This window comes from Ruegeria sp. CDSA034 (assembly GCF_059612275.1).
The window spans coordinates 38,097-62,838 of record NZ_JBXWQH010000013.1 but is presented as its reverse complement, the minus strand read 5'-3'; the positions used below and the strand labels follow the sequence as shown (position 1 = coordinate 62,838).

Annotated in this window: 25 protein-coding genes and 1 tRNA gene; 15 read left to right on the top strand and 11 right to left on the bottom strand. The window is 57.8% G+C overall.

All coding sequences use genetic code 11. The features are described 5' to 3' along the window. The first annotated feature begins 36 nt into the window (after positions 1-36). The 6 genes from hisD to AC2FLJ_RS18135 all read left to right on the top strand — a co-directional run bounded on the left by hisD (position 37) and on the right by AC2FLJ_RS18135 (position 4,251). Entirely contained in the window at positions 37-1,338 is a 1,302-nt protein-coding gene (gene hisD / locus AC2FLJ_RS18160; protein WP_472723011.1) for a histidinol dehydrogenase, read from the top strand. A gap of 121 nt (positions 1,339-1,459) precedes the next feature. Beyond that, the gene (locus tag AC2FLJ_RS18155) at positions 1,460-2,260 is read left to right on the top strand and encodes a hypothetical protein (RefSeq protein ID WP_496696379.1); all 801 of its coding nucleotides are present in this window, start codon (positions 1,460-1,462) and stop codon (positions 2,258-2,260) included. 68 nt (positions 2,261-2,328) lie between these two features. Further along, positions 2,329-2,808, top strand: coding sequence for a UPF0262 family protein (locus AC2FLJ_RS18150; RefSeq protein ID WP_058279383.1), 480 nt, complete (start codon positions 2,329-2,331; stop codon positions 2,806-2,808). A 3-nt stretch (positions 2,809-2,811) separates the two neighbouring features. Further along, a complete protein-coding gene (locus AC2FLJ_RS18145) occupies positions 2,812-3,264 on the top strand; it encodes an arsenate-mycothiol transferase ArsC (protein ID WP_058275393.1) in 453 nt (150 codons plus the stop codon). Positions 3,265-3,266: 2 nt separating this feature from the next. Beyond that, a complete protein-coding gene (locus AC2FLJ_RS18140) occupies positions 3,267-3,665 on the top strand; it encodes a ketosteroid isomerase-related protein (RefSeq protein ID WP_496707040.1) in 399 nt (132 codons plus the stop codon). Further along, positions 3,658-4,251, top strand: coding sequence for a GNAT family N-acetyltransferase (locus AC2FLJ_RS18135; protein WP_496707038.1), 594 nt, complete (start codon positions 3,658-3,660; stop codon positions 4,249-4,251). The genes AC2FLJ_RS18140 and AC2FLJ_RS18135 overlap by 8 nt, the downstream gene beginning before the upstream one ends. A 138-nt stretch (positions 4,252-4,389) precedes the next feature. Here the strand turns inward: AC2FLJ_RS18135 and AC2FLJ_RS18130 are convergent, their stop codons facing one another. Further along, positions 4,390-4,803, bottom strand: coding sequence for a CHAP domain-containing protein (locus tag AC2FLJ_RS18130; RefSeq protein WP_496707037.1), 414 nt, complete (start codon positions 4,801-4,803; stop codon positions 4,390-4,392). 443 nt (positions 4,804-5,246) lie between these two features. Here AC2FLJ_RS18130 and AC2FLJ_RS18125 point away from each other — a divergent pair, with 443 nt between their 5' ends. The 7 genes from AC2FLJ_RS18125 (at position 5,247) to AC2FLJ_RS18095 (ending at position 10,620) form a co-directional block, all read left to right on the top strand. Continuing rightward, a complete protein-coding gene (locus tag AC2FLJ_RS18125; RefSeq protein ID WP_496707035.1) occupies positions 5,247-6,122 on the top strand; it encodes a carbon-nitrogen hydrolase family protein in 876 nt (291 codons plus the stop codon). 91 nt (positions 6,123-6,213) lie between these two features. After that, positions 6,214-6,432 (top strand): translation initiation factor IF-1, encoded by a 219-nt coding sequence (gene infA, locus AC2FLJ_RS18120; protein ID WP_005978431.1) that lies wholly within the window; start codon positions 6,214-6,216, stop codon positions 6,430-6,432. 11 nt (positions 6,433-6,443) lie between these two features. Next, entirely contained in the window at positions 6,444-7,022 is a 579-nt protein-coding gene (locus AC2FLJ_RS18115) for a Maf family protein (RefSeq protein WP_058279387.1), read from the top strand. After that, on the top strand, positions 7,019-8,041 hold the full coding sequence (locus AC2FLJ_RS18110) for a ribonuclease E/G (protein ID WP_496707033.1): 1,023 nt from the start codon (positions 7,019-7,021) through the stop codon (positions 8,039-8,041). The genes AC2FLJ_RS18115 and AC2FLJ_RS18110 overlap by 4 nt, the downstream gene beginning before the upstream one ends. Beyond that, positions 8,038-8,220: a DNA gyrase inhibitor YacG gene (locus tag AC2FLJ_RS18105; protein WP_058275399.1), complete on the top strand. Its 183-nt coding sequence runs from the start codon at positions 8,038-8,040 to the stop codon at positions 8,218-8,220. Before AC2FLJ_RS18110 ends, AC2FLJ_RS18105 begins: the two co-directional genes overlap by 4 nt. Positions 8,221-8,299: 79 nt before the next feature. After that, positions 8,300-8,374 (top strand) — tRNA-Phe (locus AC2FLJ_RS18100). 233 nt (positions 8,375-8,607) lie between these two features. Continuing rightward, a complete protein-coding gene (locus AC2FLJ_RS18095) occupies positions 8,608-10,620 on the top strand; it encodes a DEAD/DEAH box helicase (protein ID WP_496696521.1) in 2,013 nt (670 codons plus the stop codon). A 61-nt stretch (positions 10,621-10,681) separates the two neighbouring features. On the opposite strand, the gene AC2FLJ_RS18090 is transcribed toward AC2FLJ_RS18095, so the two are convergent. Genes AC2FLJ_RS18090 through AC2FLJ_RS18070 form a run of 5 tightly spaced genes read right to left on the bottom strand, consistent with a single transcriptional unit; the run spans position 10,682 to position 16,619 of the window. Further along, positions 10,682-12,178, bottom strand: a complete 1,497-nt coding sequence (locus tag AC2FLJ_RS18090; protein WP_496696365.1) for an AMP-binding protein — start codon at positions 12,176-12,178, stop codon at positions 10,682-10,684. Further along, entirely contained in the window at positions 12,175-13,596 is a 1,422-nt protein-coding gene (gene sauS, locus AC2FLJ_RS18085) for an acylating sulfoacetaldehyde dehydrogenase (protein ID WP_496696363.1), read from the bottom strand. Before sauS ends, AC2FLJ_RS18090 begins: the two co-directional genes overlap by 4 nt. 55 nt (positions 13,597-13,651) lie before the next feature. Next, positions 13,652-14,611, bottom strand: a complete 960-nt coding sequence (locus AC2FLJ_RS18080; protein WP_496707031.1) for a Bug family tripartite tricarboxylate transporter substrate binding protein — start codon at positions 14,609-14,611, stop codon at positions 13,652-13,654. 44 nt (positions 14,612-14,655) lie between these two features. After that, positions 14,656-15,111, bottom strand: coding sequence for a tripartite tricarboxylate transporter TctB family protein (locus AC2FLJ_RS18075; protein ID WP_496696361.1), 456 nt, complete (start codon positions 15,109-15,111; stop codon positions 14,656-14,658). Next, entirely contained in the window at positions 15,108-16,619 is a 1,512-nt protein-coding gene (locus AC2FLJ_RS18070; RefSeq protein ID WP_282118881.1) for a tripartite tricarboxylate transporter permease, read from the bottom strand. Before AC2FLJ_RS18070 ends, AC2FLJ_RS18075 begins: the two co-directional genes overlap by 4 nt. Positions 16,620-16,732: 113 nt before the next feature. On the opposite strand from AC2FLJ_RS18070, the gene AC2FLJ_RS18065 reads away from it, so the two are divergent. Continuing rightward, positions 16,733-17,761, top strand: coding sequence for a LacI family DNA-binding transcriptional regulator (locus tag AC2FLJ_RS18065; protein ID WP_496696359.1), 1,029 nt, complete (start codon positions 16,733-16,735; stop codon positions 17,759-17,761). 18 nt (positions 17,762-17,779) lie between these two features. Here AC2FLJ_RS18065 and AC2FLJ_RS18060 read toward each other — a convergent pair whose 3' ends face one another. From AC2FLJ_RS18060 to AC2FLJ_RS18040, 5 genes are read right to left on the bottom strand one after another with little or no spacing between them, the layout of a single operon-like run. Continuing rightward, on the bottom strand, positions 17,780-18,790 hold the full coding sequence (locus AC2FLJ_RS18060) for an Ldh family oxidoreductase (RefSeq protein WP_496707030.1): 1,011 nt from the start codon (positions 18,788-18,790) through the stop codon (positions 17,780-17,782). Between the two features lie 10 nt (positions 18,791-18,800). Further along, positions 18,801-19,430 (bottom strand): DUF3726 domain-containing protein, encoded by a 630-nt coding sequence (locus tag AC2FLJ_RS18055; RefSeq protein ID WP_496707029.1) that lies wholly within the window; start codon positions 19,428-19,430, stop codon positions 18,801-18,803. Further along, a complete protein-coding gene (locus tag AC2FLJ_RS18050) occupies positions 19,427-21,112 on the bottom strand; it encodes a hypothetical protein (protein WP_496696355.1) in 1,686 nt (561 codons plus the stop codon). The genes AC2FLJ_RS18055 and AC2FLJ_RS18050 overlap by 4 nt, the downstream gene beginning before the upstream one ends. After that, positions 21,109-22,086 (bottom strand): membrane dipeptidase, encoded by a 978-nt coding sequence (locus AC2FLJ_RS18045; RefSeq protein WP_496696353.1) that lies wholly within the window; start codon positions 22,084-22,086, stop codon positions 21,109-21,111. Before AC2FLJ_RS18045 ends, AC2FLJ_RS18050 begins: the two co-directional genes overlap by 4 nt. Then, entirely contained in the window at positions 22,086-23,549 is a 1,464-nt protein-coding gene (locus AC2FLJ_RS18040; RefSeq protein WP_496707027.1) for an aldehyde dehydrogenase family protein, read from the bottom strand. The genes AC2FLJ_RS18045 and AC2FLJ_RS18040 overlap by 1 nt, the downstream gene beginning before the upstream one ends. 85 nt (positions 23,550-23,634) lie before the next feature. On the opposite strand from AC2FLJ_RS18040, the gene AC2FLJ_RS18035 reads away from it, so the two are divergent. Continuing rightward, positions 23,635-24,507: a LysR family transcriptional regulator gene (locus AC2FLJ_RS18035; protein WP_058275410.1), complete on the top strand. Its 873-nt coding sequence runs from the start codon at positions 23,635-23,637 to the stop codon at positions 24,505-24,507. Positions 24,508-24,742 lie beyond the last annotated feature (235 nt).

Sequence of the window (24,742 nt, the reverse complement as noted above, 5' to 3'; positions counted from 1 at the left end):
GGTATGTCCCGATCAAACGCTCCGGAGTGCCAGAACATGCCTGTTTTCCTCGACACGACGTCGTCTGAATTCGAGACCGCCTTCAAAACACTATTGTCCGCCAAGCGCGAGGACAGCCCGGATGTGGACGCCGTTGTCGCCGGGATTATCGATGACGTGCGGAAACGTGGCGATGCGGCGGTGATCGAGCTGACCGCCAAGTTTGACCGGCTGGAGCTGACGCCCGAAACAATGGCCTTCAGCCCTGAACAGATCACCGAGGCTGTGGATCAGGTCTCGTCCGAAGATCGGGCTGCTTTGGAATTGGCCGCTGAGCGCATCAGATCCTATCACGAAAAGCAGTTGCCAGAGGATCACGAGTGGACAGATTCGTCGGGCGCAATGCTGGGTTGGCGTTGGTCTGCTGTGTCGGCTGCCGGTCTCTACGTGCCCGGCGGGCTGGCATCGTACCCGTCTTCCGTGCTGATGAACGCAATCCCCGCGAAGGTCGCTGGGGTTGAGCGTCTGGCCATTGCCGTGCCAACACCGGACGGGCAAGTGAACCCGTTGGTCCTGCTGGCGGCGCAGCTTTCCGGTGTGGACACGATCTATCGTATTGGCGGGGCACAGGCGATTGCCGCACTGGCCTATGGCACCGACACAATTGCAGCGGTCGACAAGATCACGGGTCCGGGCAACGCATTTGTAGCCGCCGCCAAGCGCCGCGTATTCGGGAAGGTTGGCATCGACATGATTGCCGGCCCGTCCGAGATTCTTGTTATCGCCGACAAGGACAACGATCCCGACTGGATCGCGTTGGATCTGCTTAGCCAGGCAGAACATGACGAAAGCGCGCAGTCGATTCTGATTACAGATGACGCCGGGTTTGGTCAGGCCGTCGCCAAAGCCGTCGACAAACGACTTAAAACCCTGCAACGCCGCGCCATCGCGGGGGCCAGTTGGCGCGATTTCGGCGCGATCATCACCGTGCGTGATTTGGACGAGGCGGCGGCACTGTCGAACCGCATCGCGCCCGAACACCTGGAGCTGTGCGTGGCGGACCCAGTGGCGCTGAGCGCTAAGACTGTCCACGCCGGGGCCATCTTCTTGGGCCAGTACACACCGGAGGCCATTGGCGATTATGTCGGTGGTCCCAATCACGTGCTGCCAACAGCGCGTTCGGCCCGCTTCTCCTCTGGTCTCAGTGTGATGGATTTCCTCAAGCGCACGACACTCAGCCAAATGACACCAGAAGCCCTGCGTGCGATTGGACCCGCAGCCGAGCAGCTGGCCCACTCCGAAAGCCTTGAGGCGCATGGACTTTCAGTAACGGCGCGGTTGAAGCGACTGAACGGCTAAATCCTTATGGCCTAAGGGTCACACCCGCCGCGAACCTGCACGGATTATGTAGGTAGGGACTTGAAACAACCGGTTGTTCAACGGCGCCTTGACAGAAGGGCCTGACAAATAGGAGCCAGACTTGGAACGTGTGGCAACACTCTGGATCGGCAAGCGGTTTAGTTTTCTGGAGCATTTGTGCCTGAAATCCTTCGCGGATGTGGACCAGAAGCCGATCGTCTACCACTATGGCGACCTAGAGGATATTCCGGACTACATTGAGGCGCGCGACGCACGCGAAATTTTTGATACGTCCGAGATTTACCGTGATCCAATCACCCGATCCGTTGCCGTTCATGCGGATCTGTTCCGCCTGAAACTTATGCAGGATACGGACTATATCTGGGTGGATGCCGATGCCTATGCGAACAGACCGTTCGAGACGAACCAGGGCTACCTGTTCCCGCAAGGGAACCGTAACAAACAACGGTTGATGAATGGCGTTCTGGCCTTTCCATCTGGAAGCCTAGCGTTAAAGCAGATGTGCGAATTTGCATTCGAAAGCGATCTTGTTCCGCCCTGGTGGCCGGAAGATCAGCAACAAGCCTACCTGCGTATCTTTGGAAAATCCACGTATTGGAGTTTGCCCCTGTTTAGCCTTGGGCCTCCAATGCTGTATTACTATGTCTCTAGAAGCGACGAGAATTCGATGGCAACGCCGCGAACCGAATTGTATTCAATTCCGCCGCGCTTCCGTGCTTTGTGGAACGACCCAGATATCTCAAAGCTGGATTTTCTCGAGTGGCAGGACAAGATGTCGATCCACTTTTATGGATCATGGTTCCGTCGGATGTTTTCAGGCGTAAAGAGCTTCAATGAAGGCTCTCTGATCGATCAGCTTCTGAAAAACCATCAAATCGACCCTGCGGAGCATCCGATTTGATCTGCTCTTGCGTTGTTCATCATTTTTAATTGCGATAAGCCTGTCCCGACCTGAACGGACCACGCATTATGACTCGTATCTCGCACATCGAACTAGATGACCGAAACCTGCCACCGCCGACCCCCGAAATCGAGCAGGAGCGTAAGGTTGCGATCTATGATCTACTGGAAGAAAACAGCTTTGCGCTGCCTGTACGCGATGACCGTGTCGTGCCCGACGGACCGTACCGTGTGCAGCTATCGATCCGCGACAAACGGCTGGTCTTCGACATCGCCACAGAGGCTGAGGAAAAGGCGGCAGAGTTTCATCTGTCACTGGGGCCGTTTCGCCAGGTGGTCAAAGATTACTTTCAGATCTGCGAAAGCTATTTCAACGCGGTAAAGACCCTGCCGCCCAGCCAGATCGAAACCATCGACATGGCCCGTCGCGGCATCCACAACGAAGGCAGCCGCGTTTTGCAAGAACGTCTTGAAGGTAAGGCTGACATCGACACCGATACCGCACGCCGTTTGTTCACGCTGATCTGCGTGCTGCATTTCGGGGGCTGACGCGTGAAGCCTTTGCCGCAGTCGGTCCTGTTTTGTTGCGACCATAACGCGGTTCGGTCCCCTATGGCCGAAGGGCTCATGAAAAAGTTCTACGGCACTGGCACCTACGTACAATCCGCCGGTGTGCGAAATGACCTTGAGATTGACGGGTTCTGCATCGCGGTCTGCCAAGAAGTCGGCGTTGAACTGTCCCGTCATCGGTCACGCTCGTTTGATGAAATGCAGGAATGGGGCGACGACCTCAGCTCGTTCGACCTGATCGTTGCGTTGTCGCCGGCCAGTCAACGCCAGGCTCTGGAATTGACGCGCATTTTTCACTTGGATGTCGATTATTGGCCAATAATGGACCCTACCGGACTGGGCGAAAGCCGCGCAGACAAGTTAATTCACTACCGACAGACCCGCGACCAGATCATTCAGCATCTGAAAGGCCGCTGGGGCGAACCTACGGAGTGACCATGAACCAGACTGTCAAAACCTATTTCGACGCTTTCAACGCCGGTGACGTCGACGGCATGCTGGCCTGCCTGTCCGATGATGTGGCGCATCACGTGAACGAAGGCCAGATCCGCACCGGTAAGGAAAAATTCACGGCCTTTTGCGCCCATATGAACCGCTGCTACAAGGAACACCTAACGGATATCGTGGTGTTCGAGGCCGCAGGCGGTACTCGTGCTGCGGCAGAGTTCACTGTGAACGGTACCTATCTGCAAACGGATGAGGGTTTGCCCGAAGCACGCGGTCAGACCTATCGCTTGCCCGCCGGGTCGTTCTTTGACTTGAAAGACGGCAAAATTAGCCGCGTCACCACGTTCTACAACCTCGCAGACTGGACCAAGCAGGTCTCGAATGGCTGAGGTCACGGCTGTCCGCCTCCTGACCGGGGTGGCGCTGACGGGTGCCTTGGATGATGTGGCGCGTTTGCGGATCCAGGTGTTTCGGGCGTGGCCGTATCTGTATGACGGCGACATCAAATACGAGCGGAAGTACCTTCAGTCCTACCGGGACAGCGATAAGGCTATCGTGGTCGGGGCATTTGATAGAGACCGCCTGATAGGCGCTTCGACCGGTGCCCCACTGACCGACCACGCTGATGATTTCGCTGCCGCCTTTGATGGCTCTGGCCTGGATCTGAACGAAGTCTTCTATTGCGCCGAGTCTGTCCTTTTATCGGATTATCGAGGGCAGGGAGTTGGCCATAAGTTCTTTGACCTTCGCGAGGAACATGCACGCAAGCTGGGCTTCAGAAAATGCGCCTTTTGCAGCGTGCAGCGCCCTGTTGATCACCCGATGCGTCCGGAAAACTATCGCCCCCTGGATGCCTTCTGGCACGCGCGTGGATACGAACCGCTACGTGGTGTGATCGCGCAGTTTTCTTGGAAGGATGTTGGCGAAGAGGGCGAAACAGCAAAGCGACTGCAGTTTTGGATGCGGGATTTATAGATAGTTTTCTGTTCTCTGTGGACGATATCGACGTTCTGCATCCCCGCGCAAACGGTAAGTGCCCGCGATTCACGGCCGAAGCAGGAAACGCTCTTGGCGCATTCCGATACCTCGCGGCAGACGCGAAGAGAAACAGAGCTACCCGCCATCTTTCGGATAGATAAACCCGTTCACTGGGTAGAAATTGCCATACCGGCCCGGTTGGGTTTCAACACGGACCAAGGTCCAATCATTGTGTTTGGATACGTCCCTGACGCCCATTTTCAACGATACCTTGTTTCGGTGCCAGTTGGCGTGATTCACAATAACTTCCCGGTCAGTGACAATATCCGACACGACAGCCACATGACCCAGGGGCATTCCGCGGGTTGCCCGAAACGACATCACAGCACCGACAGCTGGTTCATTGCCGCGTTCAAATGTACTGCGCGCCCTTCCCCACCAATCCTTGGCGTTGCCACGAATTTGGATGCCGCTGAGGTTCCGTGCGTAGGGAACGCACCACACCCTTTGCCCCCGGGCTTGCTTTTGCGCGACCTCCCGCAAAGCCATTGACTGACGTTCCGGATTGAGGTCTGCATCGGTTGGACGCTCGGAGCAGGCGGAGACAAGACAAAAAACACCCACCGCAATCGCGGTTCGGGCGGTGCCGGACAGGCGCGGCCAAATCGTATTTGTTTTGTAGGCGCTGTATTCCAAGACGCTTCATTGCCGGTTCGAAGACTAACGGGGTTCTACGATGGTTTGACCGAAAATGAAAAGGGGCTTGCCAATTCTCCCGCAAGATTTTGCCAGTTCCCTGTGCCGTTGTTAACCCAGTGGCTGAAATGGAAGTCGCATATGCACTCGTTGTGATGGATGTTGCGCTTGAACAAGAAGTCAGCACTGGGCTCACAGTGGAGTTGTTCGTTCAATACACATGTTGACAGGATGGGGCTATACAGACCGCGAACTCACACTTAAATTCGCCCGAGTTTGGACCGCAAGGATAGCCCATGAAAGTTGCTACTGCCGCCTACAACCTTGATTGGCTCGACAGCTGGGCGCAGTATGAGGACAAGCTGGACCGCTGGGTCTCAGACGCCGCGGGGCAGGGGGCGGACCTGCTGGTTTTTCCTGAATATGGCGCGATGGAGCTATCTACGCTCGACGGGGCCGAGGTGGCGGGTGATCTGGAGCGGTCAATCCACGCGGTCTCGGATCGGATGGAGGAAATGCAAAACCTGCACCAGCGCCTCGCACAGGAGTACAAGGCGTACATTCTGGGCGCATCGGCCCCGGTTGTGGATGGCCCCGAGCGACCAGTGAACCGGGCTGCATTCTATTCCCCAGATGGCAAACAGGACCACCAGGACAAACAGATCATGACCCGGTTCGAACGCGAGTCGTGGGATATTGCCCCTGGCGGCCCGCTGAAGCTGTTTGATACTGCGCTGGGCAAAATCGGGGTGCTGATCTGCTACGATAGTGAGTTTCCGCTGTTGGGTCGTGCTCTCAGCGAGGCAGACCTTATCCTTGTCCCATCCTGCACCGAGGCGTTGTCAGGCTATTGGCGGGTGCGTATCGGCGCGATGTCCAGAGCATTGGAAAATCAATGCGTTACCGTGATGTCGTCCTTGGTGGGCGTTAATGAATGGTCCGAAGCCGTTGATATGAATACCGGCACTGGCGGTATATTTGGTCCACCGGACAAGGGCTTTCCCGCGACCGGAGTGCTGGCCGAAGGTACCCTGAACCAACCCGGCTGGACTTATGCTGAGGTCGACATGTCAGCCATCGCCGGTGTGCGTTCCGATGGCCATGTCCTCAACCGAACTCATTGGGATGAGCAATCACCCCGAGTCGATTCGGTCACAATATCCGCCCTATAGGTGATTCCGCCCTTGAAATAGGGCCAAAATAGGCTCATTTAAGCGCACATCCCCGCAGATTCTGCGGGTGCAACTTAAATGTGGAGACAACATGGCCAAGGAAGATACGCTCGAATTTCCCGGTGTCGTGAAGGAACTCCTGCCTAATGCGACGTTTCGGGTCGAGCTGGAAAACGGCCATGAGATCATCGCACATACGGCAGGCAAGATGCGCAAGAACCGCATCCGTGTTCTGGCCGGCGACAAAGTTCAGGTCGAGATGACCCCCTATGATCTGACCAAGGGTCGGATCAACTACCGCTTCAAGTAACGCCTGCCGCAATGGCGTTTATCTTAGGATCGGGCAGCCCAAGGCGGCTGGACCTGTTGGCCCAGCTTGGCGTGCAGCCCGATGCCATCCGTGCACCCGACATTGATGAAACGCCGCTGAAAGGTGAGCTGCCGGTGCCCTATTGCAATCGCATTACGCGGGCAAAAGTGCAGGCGGTACAGGCCGATGGCGACGATGTAACTCTTTGCGCGGATACCACTGTCGCACTGGGTCGCCGTATTCTGGGAAAACCGGAAGACGCGGGCCAGGCGGCTGAATTCCTGCATGCTTTGTCCGGTCGGCGGCACCGCGTAATCACCTCGGTCGCTGTACGGTGCGGGGACCGCGTTCTGCAACGTGATGTTGTGTCTCAGGTCAAGGTCAAACGCCTTTCAGACGTTGAAATCAACGCTTACCTGGCGACCGGAGACTGGCAGGGCAAAGCAGGCGCTTACGCCATTCAAGGCCCTGCCGGGGCTTTCATCCCTTGGATTTCTGGTTCGTTTACCGGCATCGTGGGGCTCCCCCTGTCCGAGACTGCCGCGCTTTTGCAAGGCATCGGCTATCCCCTGTATCGTGAGGTGTCATGAAGGGTCGAACCATTGTTCTGGATCACATCGAAAACCGCGAAGCTGCCGCCTTTATGGTCGACGGTCAGCTGGAAGATTTCCTGATTGCAGCTGACGCGCCCGCGCCGGGTACGATTTACCGTGCCCGTGCCGACCGACCGGTCAAAGGGCAGGGCGGCATGTTCCTGACCACACCTGACGGTCCGGCCTTTCTACGACAGATCAAAGGGCTCGCACCCGGTGCACTGATGTTGGTTCAGGTGACGGGCTATGCCGAACCCGGTAAGGCGCTGCCAGTGACCGATCGGGTTCTGTTCAAAAGCCGCTATGCGATTGTCACGCCTGATGCGCCCGGTTTGAATATCTCACGTTCCATCCGCGACGAAGATGAGCGTGACCGCCTTCTTGAAATCGCTCATGAGAGCATGGAGGGCAGCAGCCATGGCCTGATCCTGCGGTCCTGTTGTGAGGGCGAAGGTGCGGCTGAAATCGCCGAAGATATCGGTGCGATGCTGGCCCATGCGGATCAGGTTTTGAACGATCCGGGAACTGAGCCCGAGCTGCTGCTGGAAGGTGACGGACCCCATGTTCTGGCCTGGCGCGACTGGACTGACCCAGCTGAGGTTGTGACACAGCCGGGCAGTTTCGAAACGCATGGCGTATTGGATGCATTGGACGTGGCGCGTGGTATTTCCGAGCCACTGCCCGGAGGCGGGTATCTATATATTCAGCCCACCCGGGCCTTGGTCGCTGTGGATGTCAACACCGGGTCCGACACGTCGATGGCAGCCGGAACCAAGGTCAATTTCGCCTGTGCCAAGGGGCTTGCCCGTGCCTTGCGCGTTCGCGGTCTTGGGGGGCAAATCACTCTGGACCTAGCACCAATGCCTAAAAAGGATCGCCGTGGGTTCGAGGCCTCTCTGCGCGCTGCGTTGAAGGCAGATTCGGTCGAAACCACGCTGGCAGGCTGGACCCCTCTTGGCCACTACGAGCTACAGCGAAAACGCGGTCGTATCCCGTTGTCGGAAGTGCTGAAATGAGCTGCCCGATCTGCGCAGAAAAGTCTGTAACCGAGTTTCGACCATTCTGTTCGAAACGGTGTGCTGATATTGATCTGGCCAAGTGGCTGAACGGGTCCTACGCGGTTCCATCGCAGCGGGAAGAGGACGTTGAAACAGAAGTTTCCGATCCCGAACCAGAGCAACAACGTCCACATTGAAAAAATGTGAAAAAGCCTCTGGACACTGCCTGTAGCAAGTCATAGAACGCCTCCACCCAACGGCAAACGCCGTTCCCGTGCCCGGGTAGCTCAGGGGTAGAGCAGTGGATTGAAAATCCTCGTGTCGGTGGTTCGATTCCGCCCCCGGGCACCACTTTATCTGGTAAAGTATTGGTTTCGCATCGGCTTTTGACAGTTGGCTGAAACTTCAGACAAGTTCATCAAAAGATACCTACGTGACCGGCGGTTTTTTACTTCGGTCACCACAAAAGACACGGCTATACATTGCCAGCGACTCCCGTTAAGAGGCGGTCTTTAACCTTGGAAGATGCGCTGATTGCAATACCGCAAGGCACGTATCCCCCGGCTGATACAAAGAACACCACCGTGAAACAGACCATCGCAGATGCGCTTGCCCGCAAGGGTTACGATACTTTGACACAAGTCCAGCAGGCCGTGACACAGCCCGAGCTGGAAGGGCGCGATATGTTGGTGTCGGCGCAAACCGGATCGGGAAAAACCATCGGGTTCGGGTTGGCGATCGCACCACAGTTGCTGGGCGAAGATGAGACGTTCGGGGCGTCCGGCGCGCCGTTGGCTTTGGTGGTTGCGCCAACGCGGGAACTGGCCATGCAGGTCAAGCGCGAGCTGAGCTGGCTGTACTCGGATGCTGGTGCGTTTCTGGCCTCGTGTGTTGGTGGCATGGATATGCGTGATGAACGCCGGGCTCTGGCGCGTGGGGCGCATATTGTTGTCGCAACGCCGGGTCGCCTGCGCGATCATATCATGCGTGGTTCCATTGATCTGACCGCGATCCGGGCTGTGGTTCTGGACGAAGCCGATGAAATGCTGGACCTTGGATTTCGCGAGGATCTTGAGTTCATCCTGGATGAAACTCCGGCAGAGCGGCAAACGTTGCTGTTCTCGGCTACAGTCCCGCGCGCCATTGCTAGCCTAGCAACGCGCTATCAGCGCGATGCCGAGCGGGTGAGCACGGTCAGCGAGAAAACCCAACATGCTGATATCGAATATCGTGCGATGATGGTGGCGCCGCGGGACGGGGATAACGCGATCATCAATGCACTGCGGTATTACGAAGCCCCAAATGCTATCGTTTTCTGTAACACCCGCGCGATGGTGTCGCGGCTGACCACGCGGCTTTCCAACCGCGGGTTTTCGGTGGTGGCACTGTCTGGTGAGCTGACGCAGAGTGAACGCTCTAACGCGTTGCAGTCGATGCGCGATGGGCGTGCGAGGGTATGTGTGGCGACAGATGTCGCGGCGCGCGGGATTGATTTGCCGAACCTCGATCTGGTGATCCATGCTGAATTGCCTAACAGTCACGAGACGCTATTGCATCGCTCTGGACGCACGGGCCGGGCAGGGCGAAAGGGCGTCAGCGCCCTGGTAGTCGAACCGTCATCGCGGAAAAAGGCTGAGCGTATTCTGAAGTTCGCAAAGCTCACGGCGGATTGGGGCGTCGCCCCGTCTTCGGATGAGGTGAACGAGCGAGATCAGACGCGGATGCTCGCCTCTGATGACTGGCAAGTCGAAGTTACCGAAAGCGAACAGGACGCGGTTCGGCACCTGGTTGAAAAATTTACCCCTGAGCAAATAGCAGCAGCGTATCTACGTCAGTATAAATTGCGCCATTCAGCACCGGAAGAGTTGGCCCCGGTTACGGCGGACCGCCCCAAACCCCGCGCCGCCTTTGGTCCGAGCGTTTGGTTTTCCTTGTCTGAAGGTCGCAACCAAAATGCTTCGCCGCGCCATTTGCTGCCGATGATCTGCAAGGCCGGTGATCTGACCAAAGACGATATCGGTGCGATCCGGATTGCCGATGATGTGTCTTACGTCGAGATCCGCGAAGCCAGTGTTGCGGGCTTTCTGGCGGCTGTTGGACCGGGTATGAAAATCGAAGGTTCGAAAGACGTTGTGCGCTTGGATGGCGCGCCTGACGTGCCAGCGTTTGAGCGTCCAAGGTCCAACCGCCCACCCAAGGGTAAACCGCGCCCGCGCAAAGGGGACACCACCCCCGTTGATTGGAACGATGCCCCGACGCCCCGTAACCGCAAACCCAAGCCCGAAGATCGCAAGCCCAGTAAAGCAGCGGAACGCGGTTTCAAACAGACCCGATCAAAAGAACATGGCTCGACACCGCACCGCGACTCGTCACTGAGCGAGCCGGATGTTAAATTCACGGCAACGAGCGCAAAGAAGAAAACCCACAAAACGCCCGCTAACAAGAGCAAAGACGGAAGCGTAAAGCCCGGCGGTAAACCCACCAAAGGCCCACCGCCGCCCAAGGGAAAACCCAGCAGCAAGAAGAATCGCGCCCGCGTTTCAGCCGCGAAAGCGGGCAAGGGCGGAGAGGCTGTGCCGAAACGGCGCAAGACTTAGCGCCGTTCTATGCACAGGGTCGGCCCCGGCTGCGCGCCAGCGGTCATAGTCCCGCTAGTGCTCAGCCCTGATCGTCAACGATTTCGAGTATCCGGTTGCGCTGGATCTTACCCGATGGCCCCTTTGGCAGATCGTGCAGAATGTGAACCTCGTCAGGGGATTTGAACCGACCCAGTTTGGTCTCACAAATCTGCAATAAGGTCAGCGGCGTCAGCACGGACCCTTCCCGGATTTTGACAGCGGCCTCGACGGTTTCGCCATAGCTACGGCAGGGGCGTCCAAAGGCTGCGGCTTCGACAACGTCGGGGTGGGAATAAAGTGCCTCGTCGATTTCACGCGGAGCGATGTTCTCGCCGCCCTTGATGATCAGCTCTTTCAAGCGGCCCGTGACATAGACGTATCCATCCTCATCCATACGCGCCAGATCGCCGGTGCGAAGCCATCCATCGGCAGTAAACGTGCCTGCGGTCGCCTCCGGATCCTTAAGGTATTCAAGCATCACATTTGGTCCGCGTATGACCAGTTCACCCTCGGTTCCGTGTGGGACGGGCTGTTGGTTCGCATCGCGGATCGCGGCGTCGTTTCCATAGGCAACACCTGGTGAGCCGATCTTGCGCACACCCGGCGGAAGTGGGTTCGAAAGGATCTGCGCAGCGGTTTCGGTAAGGCCCATTGTTTCGACGATGGGAACGTCGAGCCGTTCTTCGAAAGCCCGTTGTACGTCCGGTGCCAGCGCGGACGAAGCAGAGCGCCCGAACCGCAACCGCTGACGGGTTTGGCTGTCCGGATTGGTGTCCGATTGCAGCAGATGAGAGATGATGGTGGGCACAACCGAAAACCAAGTAGCCTGAGTCTTTCCAAGGTTCTCCCAGAACCGGCTGGCCGAAAACCGCTCGCACATAGCCAGTGACCCGCCCGAAACGAGCGTTCCCATTACAGTCACGCAAAGACCGTTGATGTGATAGATCGGCAAGACGCAGAAACCGCGATCAGTGTCGGTCAGTTCATGTGCGACAGCGGTAGTCCAGCCGCCGGCCAAAAGGCTGGAATGGGTATGAACGACGCCCTTTGGTCTGCCGGTTGTGCCTGAGGTGTACATGAGAAGGGCATGATCTTCGGGCGTCAGGTCGTAAAGCTCGGTATCTGCGTCACCAGCATCGGCGATCTGCAAAGGCTTGGTCACGGCAGGGTCGGCTGTTCGGCCGAACAGCTCGGCTTGATCCGGGTGCACGAAGGCAAAGCGCGCGCCGCTGTGTTCAAGGGCGTAGGCCACGGCACTGTCGCCAGCGACGAGATTGATCATTGTTGCCCGGAATCCGCCATAGAGAACGCTGAACAAGGTGACAAGCGCTTCGCGGCAATTGGGATAGATAAGGGCGACGCTTTCGCCTTTTTGCGCCCCAAGGCGGGTTAGCATGCCTGCGACTTTTTTGGCCGAGTCGCGCAGTTCAGCCCAGCTCAGATCCTGTGCGCCATCGGGAAAAACAAACCCGGTTCCGCCCTGATCGGCTCTTAGGTCCAGCCAATCGCGGACAGTTCCTTTGGGCGGTTCCATCATTGGCCAGCCTCCCTCCAATACGCGCCGAATATGTCCTCGAGCGCGGGTTCGCGTGGGGCTATTTCACGCACAATTTTGGTGGTCTGGACGAAGTGCCGCCAATGCAGGTTGGTGTCGATAGAGTTTCCGCCCCAGCTGCCGCATCCCATCGAAAGCGAAAAGGGCATTCCGTTGTTAAAGCTGCCGCCTGTTGCAAAGGTATGCGCCTGGTTCACGATAACCCGGCAGGTGGGGAGCTCTCGGCCCAACTCAACAGCGCGCACGTCGTCGCTGGTGTGGATGCCGACCGAATGTCCGGCACCTTGATGGGCCAGGACACGCGCTGCAGTAGCCTTGGCACCCGCATAGTCCGAGGCCCGGTACAGAGCCAGAACGCGGCTCAACTTCTCTCCGGACAGGGGATGGTCAGGACCGATCCCATCTGTCTCTACCGCCAGAAACTTCGTACCTTCGTGCGCTTTGTCTGCCATCCCCAACGCATCAAGCATTTTGTCGGCGTCCTGAGCGATCGCGGATCGGTTGAGGTGCCCGTTTGGCCATAGCCTGGCAATGATACCTTCAGCATCTGAAGCAGGGACAAGCGCACCGCCTTCGGCCGCCATTGCTGCGACGAAGTCGTCGTAGACTGCGTTTACCACCACAACTGCGTTTTCGGACGAGCACGAAGTCGCATTGTCAAAACACTTTGACGCCGTGATTTTGGCCGCGGCCGCAGACAGATCGGCGGTTTCATCGACAATCACGATGACATTGCCGGCGCCGACCGCGACGGCCGGTGTGCCGCAGGACTGGGCCCGGTGGACGTTGTTCTGACTACCGGTGCAGATCACCCGATCCGAGGTCTCCATCAGCCGTTGTGTTTTGGCCTTTGATCCCGGTGCGGGGATCATCTGGACCAGATTCGGATCCAGCCCCAGCTTTTCAAACTCGGTGTGTATGAAGCTTAGCAGCATCTCACAGGATGCCACGCCCTTGGGCGAGGGGGCGACGACGATAGCATTGCCACCCTTGAGAGCATTAATGATGTTGTTGGCCGGTGTTGCGGCCGGATTGGTTGATGGAACGACCGCGCCAACGACGCCGATCGCACGGGCGATTTCCGTGATGCCTGTTTCAGGATCGTCGCTGATGACCCCATATGTTTTTGCCTCGGCAATGTCGCGCAGAAGACCCAGAGTTTTGCGGTGGTTTTTGGTGATCTTGTCGGGGACATTGCCCAGGCCGGTGGTTTCAACCGCCAGTTCTGCCAGCGCCTGATTGCGCGCGGGTTCCATGATCGCCCAGCCTGCCGCCAGCGCCGCCTTGTCATAGAGCGCCTGACTGCCTGTTGCCTCATAGGCAGCCTGAGCCTTGCGCGCCTGTGCCACGATCCGGTCTACTTCGGCGATTTCGGGGGCTATGTCGTTTGGAGCGTTCATTTTGGTCCTCGATTGGTTGTCCGGGGCGGGTTCTGCCCGCCCCGATTGGGGTCGGTTAAAGACCAGCCAGTAATTCGTTCAGCGTCTGCTGGCGCTGCGCCCACATCTCGATCACTTCGTCACGTGTCATGATGTGCATGGGCGAGCCACCCGCTTCCATCTTCTTGGAAACGCGGGAATTGGCGAACATCTCGGGTACGGTTGCTGCCAGTCTCTCGATCACCTCAGGAGGTGTTCCCTTGGGCACCATGACACCTCGGAAATTGACCGAGGAGTTGTCCACGTCCAGCCCCTGTTCCATCATCGTCGGAACATCCGGCAGGAACGCGTTGCGCTCCAGATCAGCGACGCCGAGAATCTTCACATTGCCCGCCTCTTGTGCGCGGAACGCATCGGACAGGTTGTTGATGCCGCCCATGACTTCACCAGCGATGACGGCCTTCATGGCTGCTGCTCCGCCACCTTTGGTCGGGATGTAGGCCATCTTGGTCCCGGCTGCCTTGTCGATCTGCAACGCCGCGATGTGGTGCCCCACGAAGAGACCCGCGCCGGATACGGTCAGCTTGCCCGGGTTTTCCTTGGCATAGGCGACAACATCATCCATCGAGTTGAACTCACTGTCGGCACCAACCACGAACACGGCCGGGTCTGCGCCCCAGTTCGCGATGGGTTCAAAGCTGTCGGTCGAATAATCGACGCCACCCTTGATCGACTGGGCGATGAAATGAGGAACGTTGTAGGCACCCAGCGTATAGCCGTCCGGATCGGCCTGAGTTGCGAACCAGTTCCAGCCAACGCGCCCACCGGCACCAGGCTTGTTGATGATGGCGATGGGCATTCCCAGCGCATCCTCGTTTCCAGATGTCATCGTGACGATCCGGGCCTGGAAATCGGTCGCGCCTCCGGCTCCGTAACTGACCATCATCATGATCGGCCGTTCGGGATATTCCTCGGCCATTGCCGCACCCGTCAGGCCCGTCAGAGCCATTGCTGCCCCTGCAATCAATCGTTTCATTTTGCGTTTCCTCCCTGATTTGGTTCATCCGCGCATTTGCGTGTTCAGAACAGAATTTCTCTTGGTGTGTAGACGTTCAAAAGCATGGCAAAGAGCCCGTACATAACCGCCACAAAGACTGCCGTAATGATCCCGCGTTTGATCCAGGTTTTGACCTCGGAATGGGGGGCGGGGTCGTAGATCGACAGCAGGGTAAAAAAGGCGATGGTTGTTGCGGTGTAGAACCCCAGCGTCTTCGCCGCCCAAAATACGTAGATCAGCGTGATGATCAGTCCCGGCAGCATGTTCACGAACATCGTCCGCGTCACGCCGTTTCCGACCTTGGACAGACCCATAACTGCTTTGCCAAATGTCCATCCGGCCAGAACCACAAAGACCGTTGCGATCAGGCGTGGGAACAGGAATGCCTCGGCGGGTTGTTGCGTGTAACTGACCCATGCGACCCACAGGCCAACTGCAAAGACCAGACCTGACCCGAATACGTGCTGTGAGCGGTTCATGCCTGTGCCTCCTCTTTGGTGGTGTAGCGGCGGCTGCGCAGTTCCATCCAAACCGAATAGGCGATCGAGGCCAGTACGACGGCGATTAGGAACAGGTTCAATCCACCGGTCATGAAGTACGAAGCCTTGCCGACGGTCGCGTCGGCGATCATTCCACCCTGGATGAAGTTGGCCTCGGCGATTGGCCCGAGGATCAGGCCCAGTACCAACGGTGCAGCCGAGAAACCGAAGCGTTCCAAAAAGAACATGCCGATGCCGAGGCATGCCATGACATAGACATCACCCATAGAACCTTGAACCGAGTATGCACCGAAGACCGACAAGGCCAGAACGATGGCGGCCATGACGGATTGCGGAACCTGTGCAACACGCGCTGCAAGACCGGCGACATAGAGGCCGAAGATACACATCAGCACCTGCCCGATCAGCATCGAGTTGATGAAAGTCCACGCCACGTCCGGATGGTTGTCGAACAAATCCGATCCCGGGAAAATCCCGTGGATCAGCAACCCGCCCAACAGCACGGCGGCGGTCGGGCTGCCGGGGATGGACAGCGTCAACAGTGGAACAAGCGAAGGTCCAACCATCGCGTTGTTGGCAGATTCCGCGGCAATCACGCCCTCGGAATGTCCCGTGCCGAACTTGTCCTTTTCGGACGAAAACTTCTTGGTCTGGTCATAAGCGACAAGGCCCGCGATCTGTCCACCGACGCCAGGGATCAGGCCGATGATCGAACCTGTCAGCGTTCCGATGCTCAGCGCTCGGGTGCGGCTGAACAGTTCCCTGAACGCCGCCAGGATCGAGTGGCGTTGCACTTCGATCACTTCGGCGCCTGTGTTGTGCCGCCCTTTGGCAAACATGGTCAACACCTGTGGGATCGCAAACAGGCCAATCAACGCGGCGATTATGTTGATGCCGCCGCCCAGTGCGGGGTGAAAGATAAAGCGTTGTGCACCCATGATGTCGTCGAACCCGATGGTCGCCAGCCACAACCCAATACAGCCCGACAGCAAACCCTTGACCACTGAGGCCGAGTCCAGCGTGCCAATGACCGTCACTCCTAGAATGGCCAGCCAAAACAGGTGCGATGGTCCAAAGGCCAGCGCCCATTGCGCCAAAACGGGCGTCAGGAAGATCAGCAGCAGAACGCCAAAAATTCCGCCCACGGCCGATGCCAGAAAAGACAGCTGCAAGGCGCGGGCACCTTCGCCTTTTTGGGCCATCGTGTGGCCATCCAGAGTGGTGGCGATATTCGCCGGAGCGCCAGGGATCTTCAGTAGGATGGCGCTGACCGCGCCGCCAGCCACGGTCGAGGTATAGGCTGCCCCCAGCAGGATCAGGCCTTGCGCGGCCTCAAGTTGGAAGGTGAACGGGATCAACAGGGCCACCGCCATCGTTGGTGACAGGCCGGGGGTCGCGCCCAGAATTAACCCTCCGATCGTGCCGCCCAAAAGCAGCAGGAACGACATCGGCGTGAACACATCTCCGAAGTAGTAAATGAATTCCATCCTGGGCCTCCCAACCCGTCCGTTCGCACTTTTACTTTTGTTGACAAATCAGGTTAGGGGATGAAAATAGTATTGCAAATGTTTTCATAGATTTGACCGGTTAGGGTAAAATTATGGCTAACTTTCAAAGGGGTAAGGTGGATATTGTGGCCGTTGCAAAGGCTGCAAAGGTGTCGCCGTCTACGGTTTCACGTACCTTCAATCACCCCGATCTGGTCAACCCGGCGACTCGCAAAAAGATCAACAAGGCCGTGCAGCGATTGGGTTACATCCGCAACCGCGCGGCCCAAACGATGCATGGAAAACGGTCGGGAACAATTGGCCTTGTCGTGCCCACAATCAACCACGCCATTTTTTCCGAGGTCATTCAGGCCTTTTCGGATTCGATCGACAAAGCGGGGTTTAGCCTGTTGCTGGCGTCGCATGGGTATGACCTGGACCGGGAATACGCGATGGTTCGCAAGTTTCTTGAACATCGCGTGGACGGTGTGGCGCTGGTCGGGTTGGAACATTCCGACGCCACCAACCGCTTAATCACGCAGCAAAAGATACCCGCATTGGCAATCTGGAATTACTCAGAAGAATCACCCCTTCCTTGCGTGGGGGCGGACAACCATCTGGCCGGACGATTGGCGGCCGAACACCTGCTAGATCTGGGGCATCGTGATATCGGGCTGATCTTTCCCGAAACTCAGGGGAACGACCGCGCGCAACACCGCCTTTCCGCTGTGCATGATGCGTTGGGCGAACGGGGGGTTTCCGTACCTGATGAGCATGAAACCCAAGCGCCGTACAGTGTTTCTCAGGCCAAGCAGGCGGCCATGGCCCTTTTGACGACGTCGAAACGTCCGACGGCATTGCTGTGTGGCAATGACGTCATTGCGCAGGGGGCGCTGTTTGCTGCCCAAAAACTTGGACTAAGCGTTCCCGATGATCTGTCGATAATTGGTATCGGGGATTTCAAAGGCTCAGCGGACGTCGAGCCCGGCCTTACAACCATCCGCATTCCCGCAGAAAACATCGGAGCACTGGCCGGTGAGAAATTCACCGATTTCATCACGTCGGATGAACCAAAGCATTTCAGCATCCGCTGTGATTTGGAATGTGTCGCCAGACAAACGACCCGTTCGCTGGCGACCTAACAGACCTGGGCAGAATAGCTAGGCTATGATTGCCTCAATCTTATCCAGCGTGGCCGCATTGACGGCAACACCGTCGGTCTGTGCCTGCCTGCGCTTGCCACCGCGCCCATCGCCGGGCAGATGCGCTCCGTTCTGTGCGCGGATTGCGCCGACCAACTCGCTGATCCCCGAAGCAAACGCATCGCCAGAGGTGGCGGTCGGGTCTATCGCAATGAAGAACTGCCCGGTCTTGGGCGGCCCACCGGCGGTGCCGGAAAAGGGCGAGGCGTTAATGCCAAGGGTCGCGCCGGTCAGGGCTGCGGCCATAATCTCTGTCAATAGGGCAACACCGACGCCTTTGTAGCCGCCTGACGGTGCCATCGACCCCTTAAGGCCGACGTTGGGGTCTGTGGTCGGGTTGCCATCTGTGTCCAGAGCCCAGCCAACCGGGATCGGTTTGCCTTCGCGCGCGTGTTTCATGACCTCGCTTTTAGCAATCGTGCTGGCGCTTTGGTCGATCAGCAGGGCGGGCTGGCCGTCCGCGCCGGGCGCGGCGATCGAGAAGGGGTTGGTTCCGACGACGGGTTTCGCACCGCCCGAAGGCGCGATCGAAGCCGGAGCATTGGTGAACCCCAACCCAACCAACCCGGCCTGCGCCAACCGGTATGTGTGGTAGCCAAGGACACCGCAGTTATAGCTGTTGCGGATCGACAGTGCCGCGATTCCTTGTTCACGTGCAGCTGGGATAAGGACCTCAAAACCCATATCAATTGCGGAATGGGCAAAGCCGGTTGCTGCGTCCACATTCACTGCGCCGGGGCGCGGGCGCGACAGTTCCGGTTGGGCCGTTCCGTCCACTTTCCCACATTGCACGTGCTCGCAATATATCGGGATGTAGGCCAGCCCGTGGCTGGCAACCCCATCCGCCTCGGTTGCAGCCGTCGCAACGGCCAATGGTCGGGCGTTGGCTTCAGCGGTTCCTGCGGCAACAAGCGCACGGAAGGCGAGATCTTCGATCTGCTCAAGGGTCAGTGTACGGGTTTCAATCATTGGGGCCTCTTCAATCGTTGTCGGATAAGCCCGCTCCGGCCCCGCGCAGGCGGGATTCCTCGGTGGCGGGGGCGTATGTGCGGTGGGCGAACCGGTTTAGTACCGCCCAATCGGTCAGATCGGGTTCAGCCCGTGTTCGATGCGGGACGGGGGCGGTAAGTTGGCCGCCAAGGTGCACAGATACCTGATGTGCCCGGTCCGGGATCGGGGCGTCCAGGGACAAGTCAAAACCGTCGGTTTCCGCTAGTGCGTGGTCATAATCTACGCTCACGCATGTCGCTAGAAAGCGTGCGGCATTGGCCGCAAATGGAAGCAGCAGTGCGGGTACGGCTACGTTTCTTATTGCTATCGGGGATGAATTCAGGCGGTGGGCACAATCAGACAATAATGCGCCGGTCACCAATGGGCACAGCTGGTTTTCGCTCTGCCATTCGCCGCTCAGATCGGACGGGGTGTGTGTCTTTGGTGTACTCGCCAAATCAAGTTGCAGCAGCTGAGCCAAAGCACCGGTACCGTTTTGCCCGTGCGCGCACAGCCAGCGCGTTGCTTTCGCGGCTTCCTCAGCAAGTCCCCAGCTATATCGAGCTCCTCGGGTCGCACGCTTTGCGGTGGCTTCGACCTCATTCAGCGAGACGTTCATTGGGAAAGCTCCGGATAAACCCACAGATCTGCGGTTTTGGCATTCAGGTCTTCGGGGTAGGGCGCGCCAGCGTACATGCAGATACGCACCCAGCGGTCCGAGCGTGGGTCAAAATGCGTAGCACCAAAAAAGGATAACTTGGCCCGGAGCATATCGATGGGCATGACCCCAGCGCTGATCGTGTTGTCGCGAAGCTCGCCATATGGCGCGACAAGGCCGATCTGCGCACGCCGGATCGTGTGACGGTGTTCAGGATGGCGCAGTAGGAACTCGGCTATCGACCTGTCATCCTGCCAATTCTCAAGGTCCGCGAAAGCCAGCGCGGCGTCTCTGGCCGGGGCAAGGGGCTGTTCGTATTCGGCAATTGGTTCCTCGAACCGTTCACCCAAGCGTGGTTCCAGTTTTTCTTCAGACACGTACCAGGCGCGCGCGCAGTTTGCCTCTGCCGACCATTCCAAATCCAACGCCCAACCAAAGCGGTCCTGAATCGCGGTGCGGACCTGATCGACGGTCATGCCCCCGTTGATAACCTGTGCCTGCGCATTCCCGTCAGCCATACAGCCGGTCAGGCCATCCACCAGATCGCCATAGGGTTCCAGAACAAGTGAGGCGAGCAGTTCCTGCCCTTCTTCGCCAAGTGCGGTTTCGGACCATCGGATCAGCCTGTCCCACGGGTGGTCCTGCCTCAGGTCATTCTGATCCAGGTAGCTGGTAATTGCCGCAAGATCGGCATTCAGCGATGCAAGCTTCTCAATCTGGACCGGATGCTCTGATCGCCACCACGACATCGACAGTTTGCTACGATCGTAGATTTCACGAAAGTGCCGGGCTTCGTCCTCAGACGCTGTTTGCAGGGATCGCACCCGTGCCAAAGCTTCCTCGCGCGTCATAATCCAATTGTTGAACAGCACCGGGTGGTTCACGATGAACGGAGCCATGCCAAGGCCGGTAGAGTTACCGATGCCCAGCCACTGCGCAATCTCGGGGTCCAGATCCGCCGTCTGCATACCGCCTTTGGCGAGGGCCATATGTTGCACCAGATCGCGGACAAAAGTTCGCGTCAGGTAGACCGACAGCATTTCCGCCTGAAACGGTGCGTGCAGTTCTGGCCGGTTCGCTATCTTCTCGCGATCTGCGGCGCCGAACTTGCCCGATCCGTATACGGCCGTCGTCCGCATCAGGTAGCCAACTTTATGGATTTGCTCCAAGTCGGGCTGTTGTCCGGCAGCCAACCTGTCGACCACGTGTTTCCACAAACGTACGGACCGGTTGGCGCGGGACAGTGACAGCTCGCTTTCGCTTACGCGCCCTGCCTCTTGCAAAGGAACGTTTTCTGACAGGCGTTGGATGTCCTGTTCCGTTGGGATGCCATCGAATAATGCGAAAGTGGCGTCCCACGCCTCGGCGATCACCCGGTCCGACCGTTGTTCAGGCGGCAGGTCATGGGCGAACGCAACCAGCGAATAGGCGCGATCCGGACCTTGCGCGGTGTAGACGGCGTGGCCGACGCCGTTTTCGTCGATCTCAAAAACAGGGCGCGTAAAGGCCCAGTTCTCACGCGCCATACGCCGGGTCAGTTGCCGCATGAAGCTGAGTCTGCACTGATGCAGCGAGCCCAGCCGCGACAGGCGCATAACCTGCGCAGGATCGCGTCGCGGGATATCAGTACTGACGTGGTTCATGCAGTTCGTGGTCCAAAGTTCTGATCGAAAAAGCCGTACCAGTTGCCGCCCATGATGCCCGAAACTTCTTCGGCGTTCATGCCAACGTTGCGCAGCCCGGTTTCGATATTGCCAAAGTCGCGATTGTCCTCGAACCAGCTGGGCATCGGCGGAAAGCCGGGATTGCTGGCTGAACCTTCGCCGTAGTCGATTTCCTTGGTCCAGCGACCAACGCGCATCCACTCGACAATGCTGTCGGGTTGATCCTGACACAAGTCGGTGCCGATCCCCAGATGTTGTGCACCGTATTTTTCGGCCGTACGGGCGATCATCTCGCAAAAACTCTCCAGCGTGCAGTCGGATTTGTCTTTCAGGTGATGAGGGTAGACCGAAAAGCCCAACATCCCACCGTTTTCGGTCACTGCCCGGATCACCGAATCACGTTTGTTGCGCAGGGCCGGGGACCATTCGTGCGGGTTGGCGTGGGTGATGGCGATGGGACGTTCGGACAGCTCGGCGGCCTCGATTGTCGAACGATCCGCCGAATGGCTCATGTCGACGACAAGGCCTACACGGTTCATCTCTTTGATAACCTGTTTGCCCATACGGGTGATGCCGGTGTCTTCGGCCTCGTAACAACCGGTCGCCAGAAGAGACTGGTTGTTATAGGTCAGCTGCATGAACCGCGCGCCCAGATCGTGCAGGATTTCCACCAGCCCGATATCATCTTCGATGGGCGAGGGGTTCTGGAAGCCAAAGAACACAGCCGTCCGCCCGGTTTCCCGGGCGATGTCGATGTCGCTGGCCCAACGGCCTTTCATGATCAGGTCCGGAAATTGCTCAAACCAGCGGTTCCACTTTTCAAAGTTCAGAACCGTTTCTCGGAAGTTCTCGTGATACGAGATGGTGACGTGTATTGCGTCCACGCCCCCTTCACGTAGCTGCCGAAAAATCTTCTCCGACCAGTTGGCGTATTGCAGCCCGTCGATGCGCATCAGACCGGTGTTCCCGCGCTGATGTAGGCTGTTTTAACAGTGGTATAGAATTCAGCCGCTGCCTTGCCCTGCTCGCGTGGACCGTAAGAGCTGTCGCCGCGCCCGCCGAACGGAACGTGATAGTCGGTGCCTGCGGTCGGCAGGTTGACTGTGACAACACCGGTGCGTGCGTTGCGGCGGAAGTGCGTTGCGCGCGCAAGGCTTTGCGTCACGATGCCCGAAGTCAGTCCAAAGTTGGTTGCGTTCACCACGCTCAGCGCTTCATCATAGCTGCCGACCTTGATGACGCTGGTCAACGGCGCGAACATCTCTTCGCGGTTGATCCGCATATCGTTGTTGGTGTTCAGGAACACGCCGGGGGACATGTAGAAACCGTCATGCGGCATCTCAAGTCGCTGACCACCGCAGGCCAGCTCGGCACCTTCGGATTTACCCAGATCGACATAGGCCAAATTTTCGTTCAGTTGCTGTTCACTGACGACCGGCCCCATTTGAACGCCGTCTTCCAGCGCGTGGCCGACTTTCATGGCCTGCGCACCCGCGACAAGTTTTTCGACAAATGCATCGTGCACACCGGCATGAACGACCAGACGCGAGGATGCGGTACATTTTTGACCTGTACCGCCAAAAGCTCCGCCCAATGCCAGCGTCACCGCCAAATCCAGACCGGCGTCATCCATCACGGCCAGCGCGTTTTTCGATCCCATCTCCATCTGAACTTTGGTCAGGTTCTGAATCGCAGCGGCGGCGATGCCTTTGCCAACCGGAACGGAACCGGTGAAGGAAATCGCGTTGACCTTGGGGCTTTCAACCAGCCGCTGACCGATCGAGCGGCCCGACCCCATGACAAGGCTGAACAGACCCTTGGGGATGTCCTGACGTTCGATGATCTCGGTCAGGGCTACGGCAGAAGCCGGCGTGATGTTGGCGGGTTTCCAGACAACTGCGTTGCCATAGCACAGCGCCGGAGCAATCTTCCAAGAGGCCGTCGCGGTCGGGAAGTTCCAAGGGCTAATGATGGCTACGACGCCCACGGCCTCGCGGCGGACGTCAATTTCAACACCGGGGCGGACGCTGTCGGCGTTCTCACCGATCTGGCGCAGGCATTCGGCTGCGTAATAGGTGAAGAACTGACCAGCGCGATACACTTCGCCTTTGCCTTCGGCCAACGGCTTGCCCTCTTCGCGGGAAAGCAAGGTGCCCAGCTCTTCGGCGCGCGACATCAGCTCGTTGCCGATATTCATCAGAACCGCTTGCTTGCGTTCGGGGCCGTAGGCTTCCCATTCTGCCTGTGCAACACGCGCCTGATCCAATGTGGCCTCAAGCTGATCCGCGCTGGCCTGTGCGAACATGCCAACCAGATCGCTCAGATCCGAAGGGTTGCGGTTTTCAATTTCGGTCTCGCCCGCCAGCCATTCGCCAGCAATCAGGTTCAGTTTTGTCACGATGCGCCCCAGAGTCATGAAAATTGGTCTGGCGCAGAATGGCTTTTTGAGTAGATATCAGTCAAACTCAAATAAATTGAGCAAACTTCAAAAAAGGTGAAGCTTGGCGATCAAGATCGAGACCCTACGGTGTTTTTGCACCGTCGCTCAAACTGGCAACCTGATCGAGGCGGCCGACCGGTTGGGCCGCACGCAGTCGGCGGTCTCGATGACCCTCAAGCAATTTGAGGATCATCTGGGTAAAAAGCTCTTTGAAGGAGAGCGCAAAAACCAGTTGTCCCCGTTGGGGTTACAGGTTTTCGAAGTGGCTTTGAAACAAGTCCGCCAATTCGATCAGGCCGTCTTGGATATAATGGCCGCAGCAAAAGCAGAGCACGGGTTGCTGCGCATCGCGTCCGTTCCATCGGTTGCGGCGCTGATTTTTCCTAAGGTTCTGGCCTATGTCACAGAACGCTTTCCCGGAGTAAAAGTCGAATTGCGCGACACAGATACTCAGCAGGTATTGGACGCACTGGTTGAGGGTAAAGCGGATATTGGCATCGCCTCAGGTCAGCACGCGCTGAACGGAGTTCGGTCGCTTCCGTTGTTCGAAGACAGGTTTGGGCTGGTATGCGCCTCTGATCACCGTTTGATACGACAGCCAAATACGCCAACAATTGACGAAGTCCTGACACTTCCGTTTATACGAAACGCGCTGTGCGATCTGATTCAATCGCCCAAGTTCCGGGCATCCGAAGCGCAGGCGGATGTTACTGTTCACAACACCCATTCCCTTATCACAATGGTCAAGACCGGGGATTGGGTAACGGTGTTGCCGCAATCGGTCGCCAGTTTCATGCCCGAGGCGACGGCGTTTCGCGAAATTGCGGATTTGCCCGATCAGCGCCAGGTCTGCCTCTATGTCAGTGAACATGCGCGGTTCAAGCATCTGACCGAAGAGGCGGTCGCTTACATTCTGGAACTGGGCGCTGCCTGATGGCAGAGTACGAGTTCACGGCCAATTTTCGACAAAGCCGAAACATTTCTATGATAATATCGAATTTGAATGCTTCTTGGACGTAACGCTTGATGGGTGACGCGTCACCATGTTTCAATTTTTCTTGCCGGGTCGGCGCATCGTGCGGCTGACCCAAAAATGGGAAGGCATCGGCTTTCCGACTTTGTTTGCAAGGTGCACCACGGCCCTCGGGCATAGAAAAACAGCGCCGCAG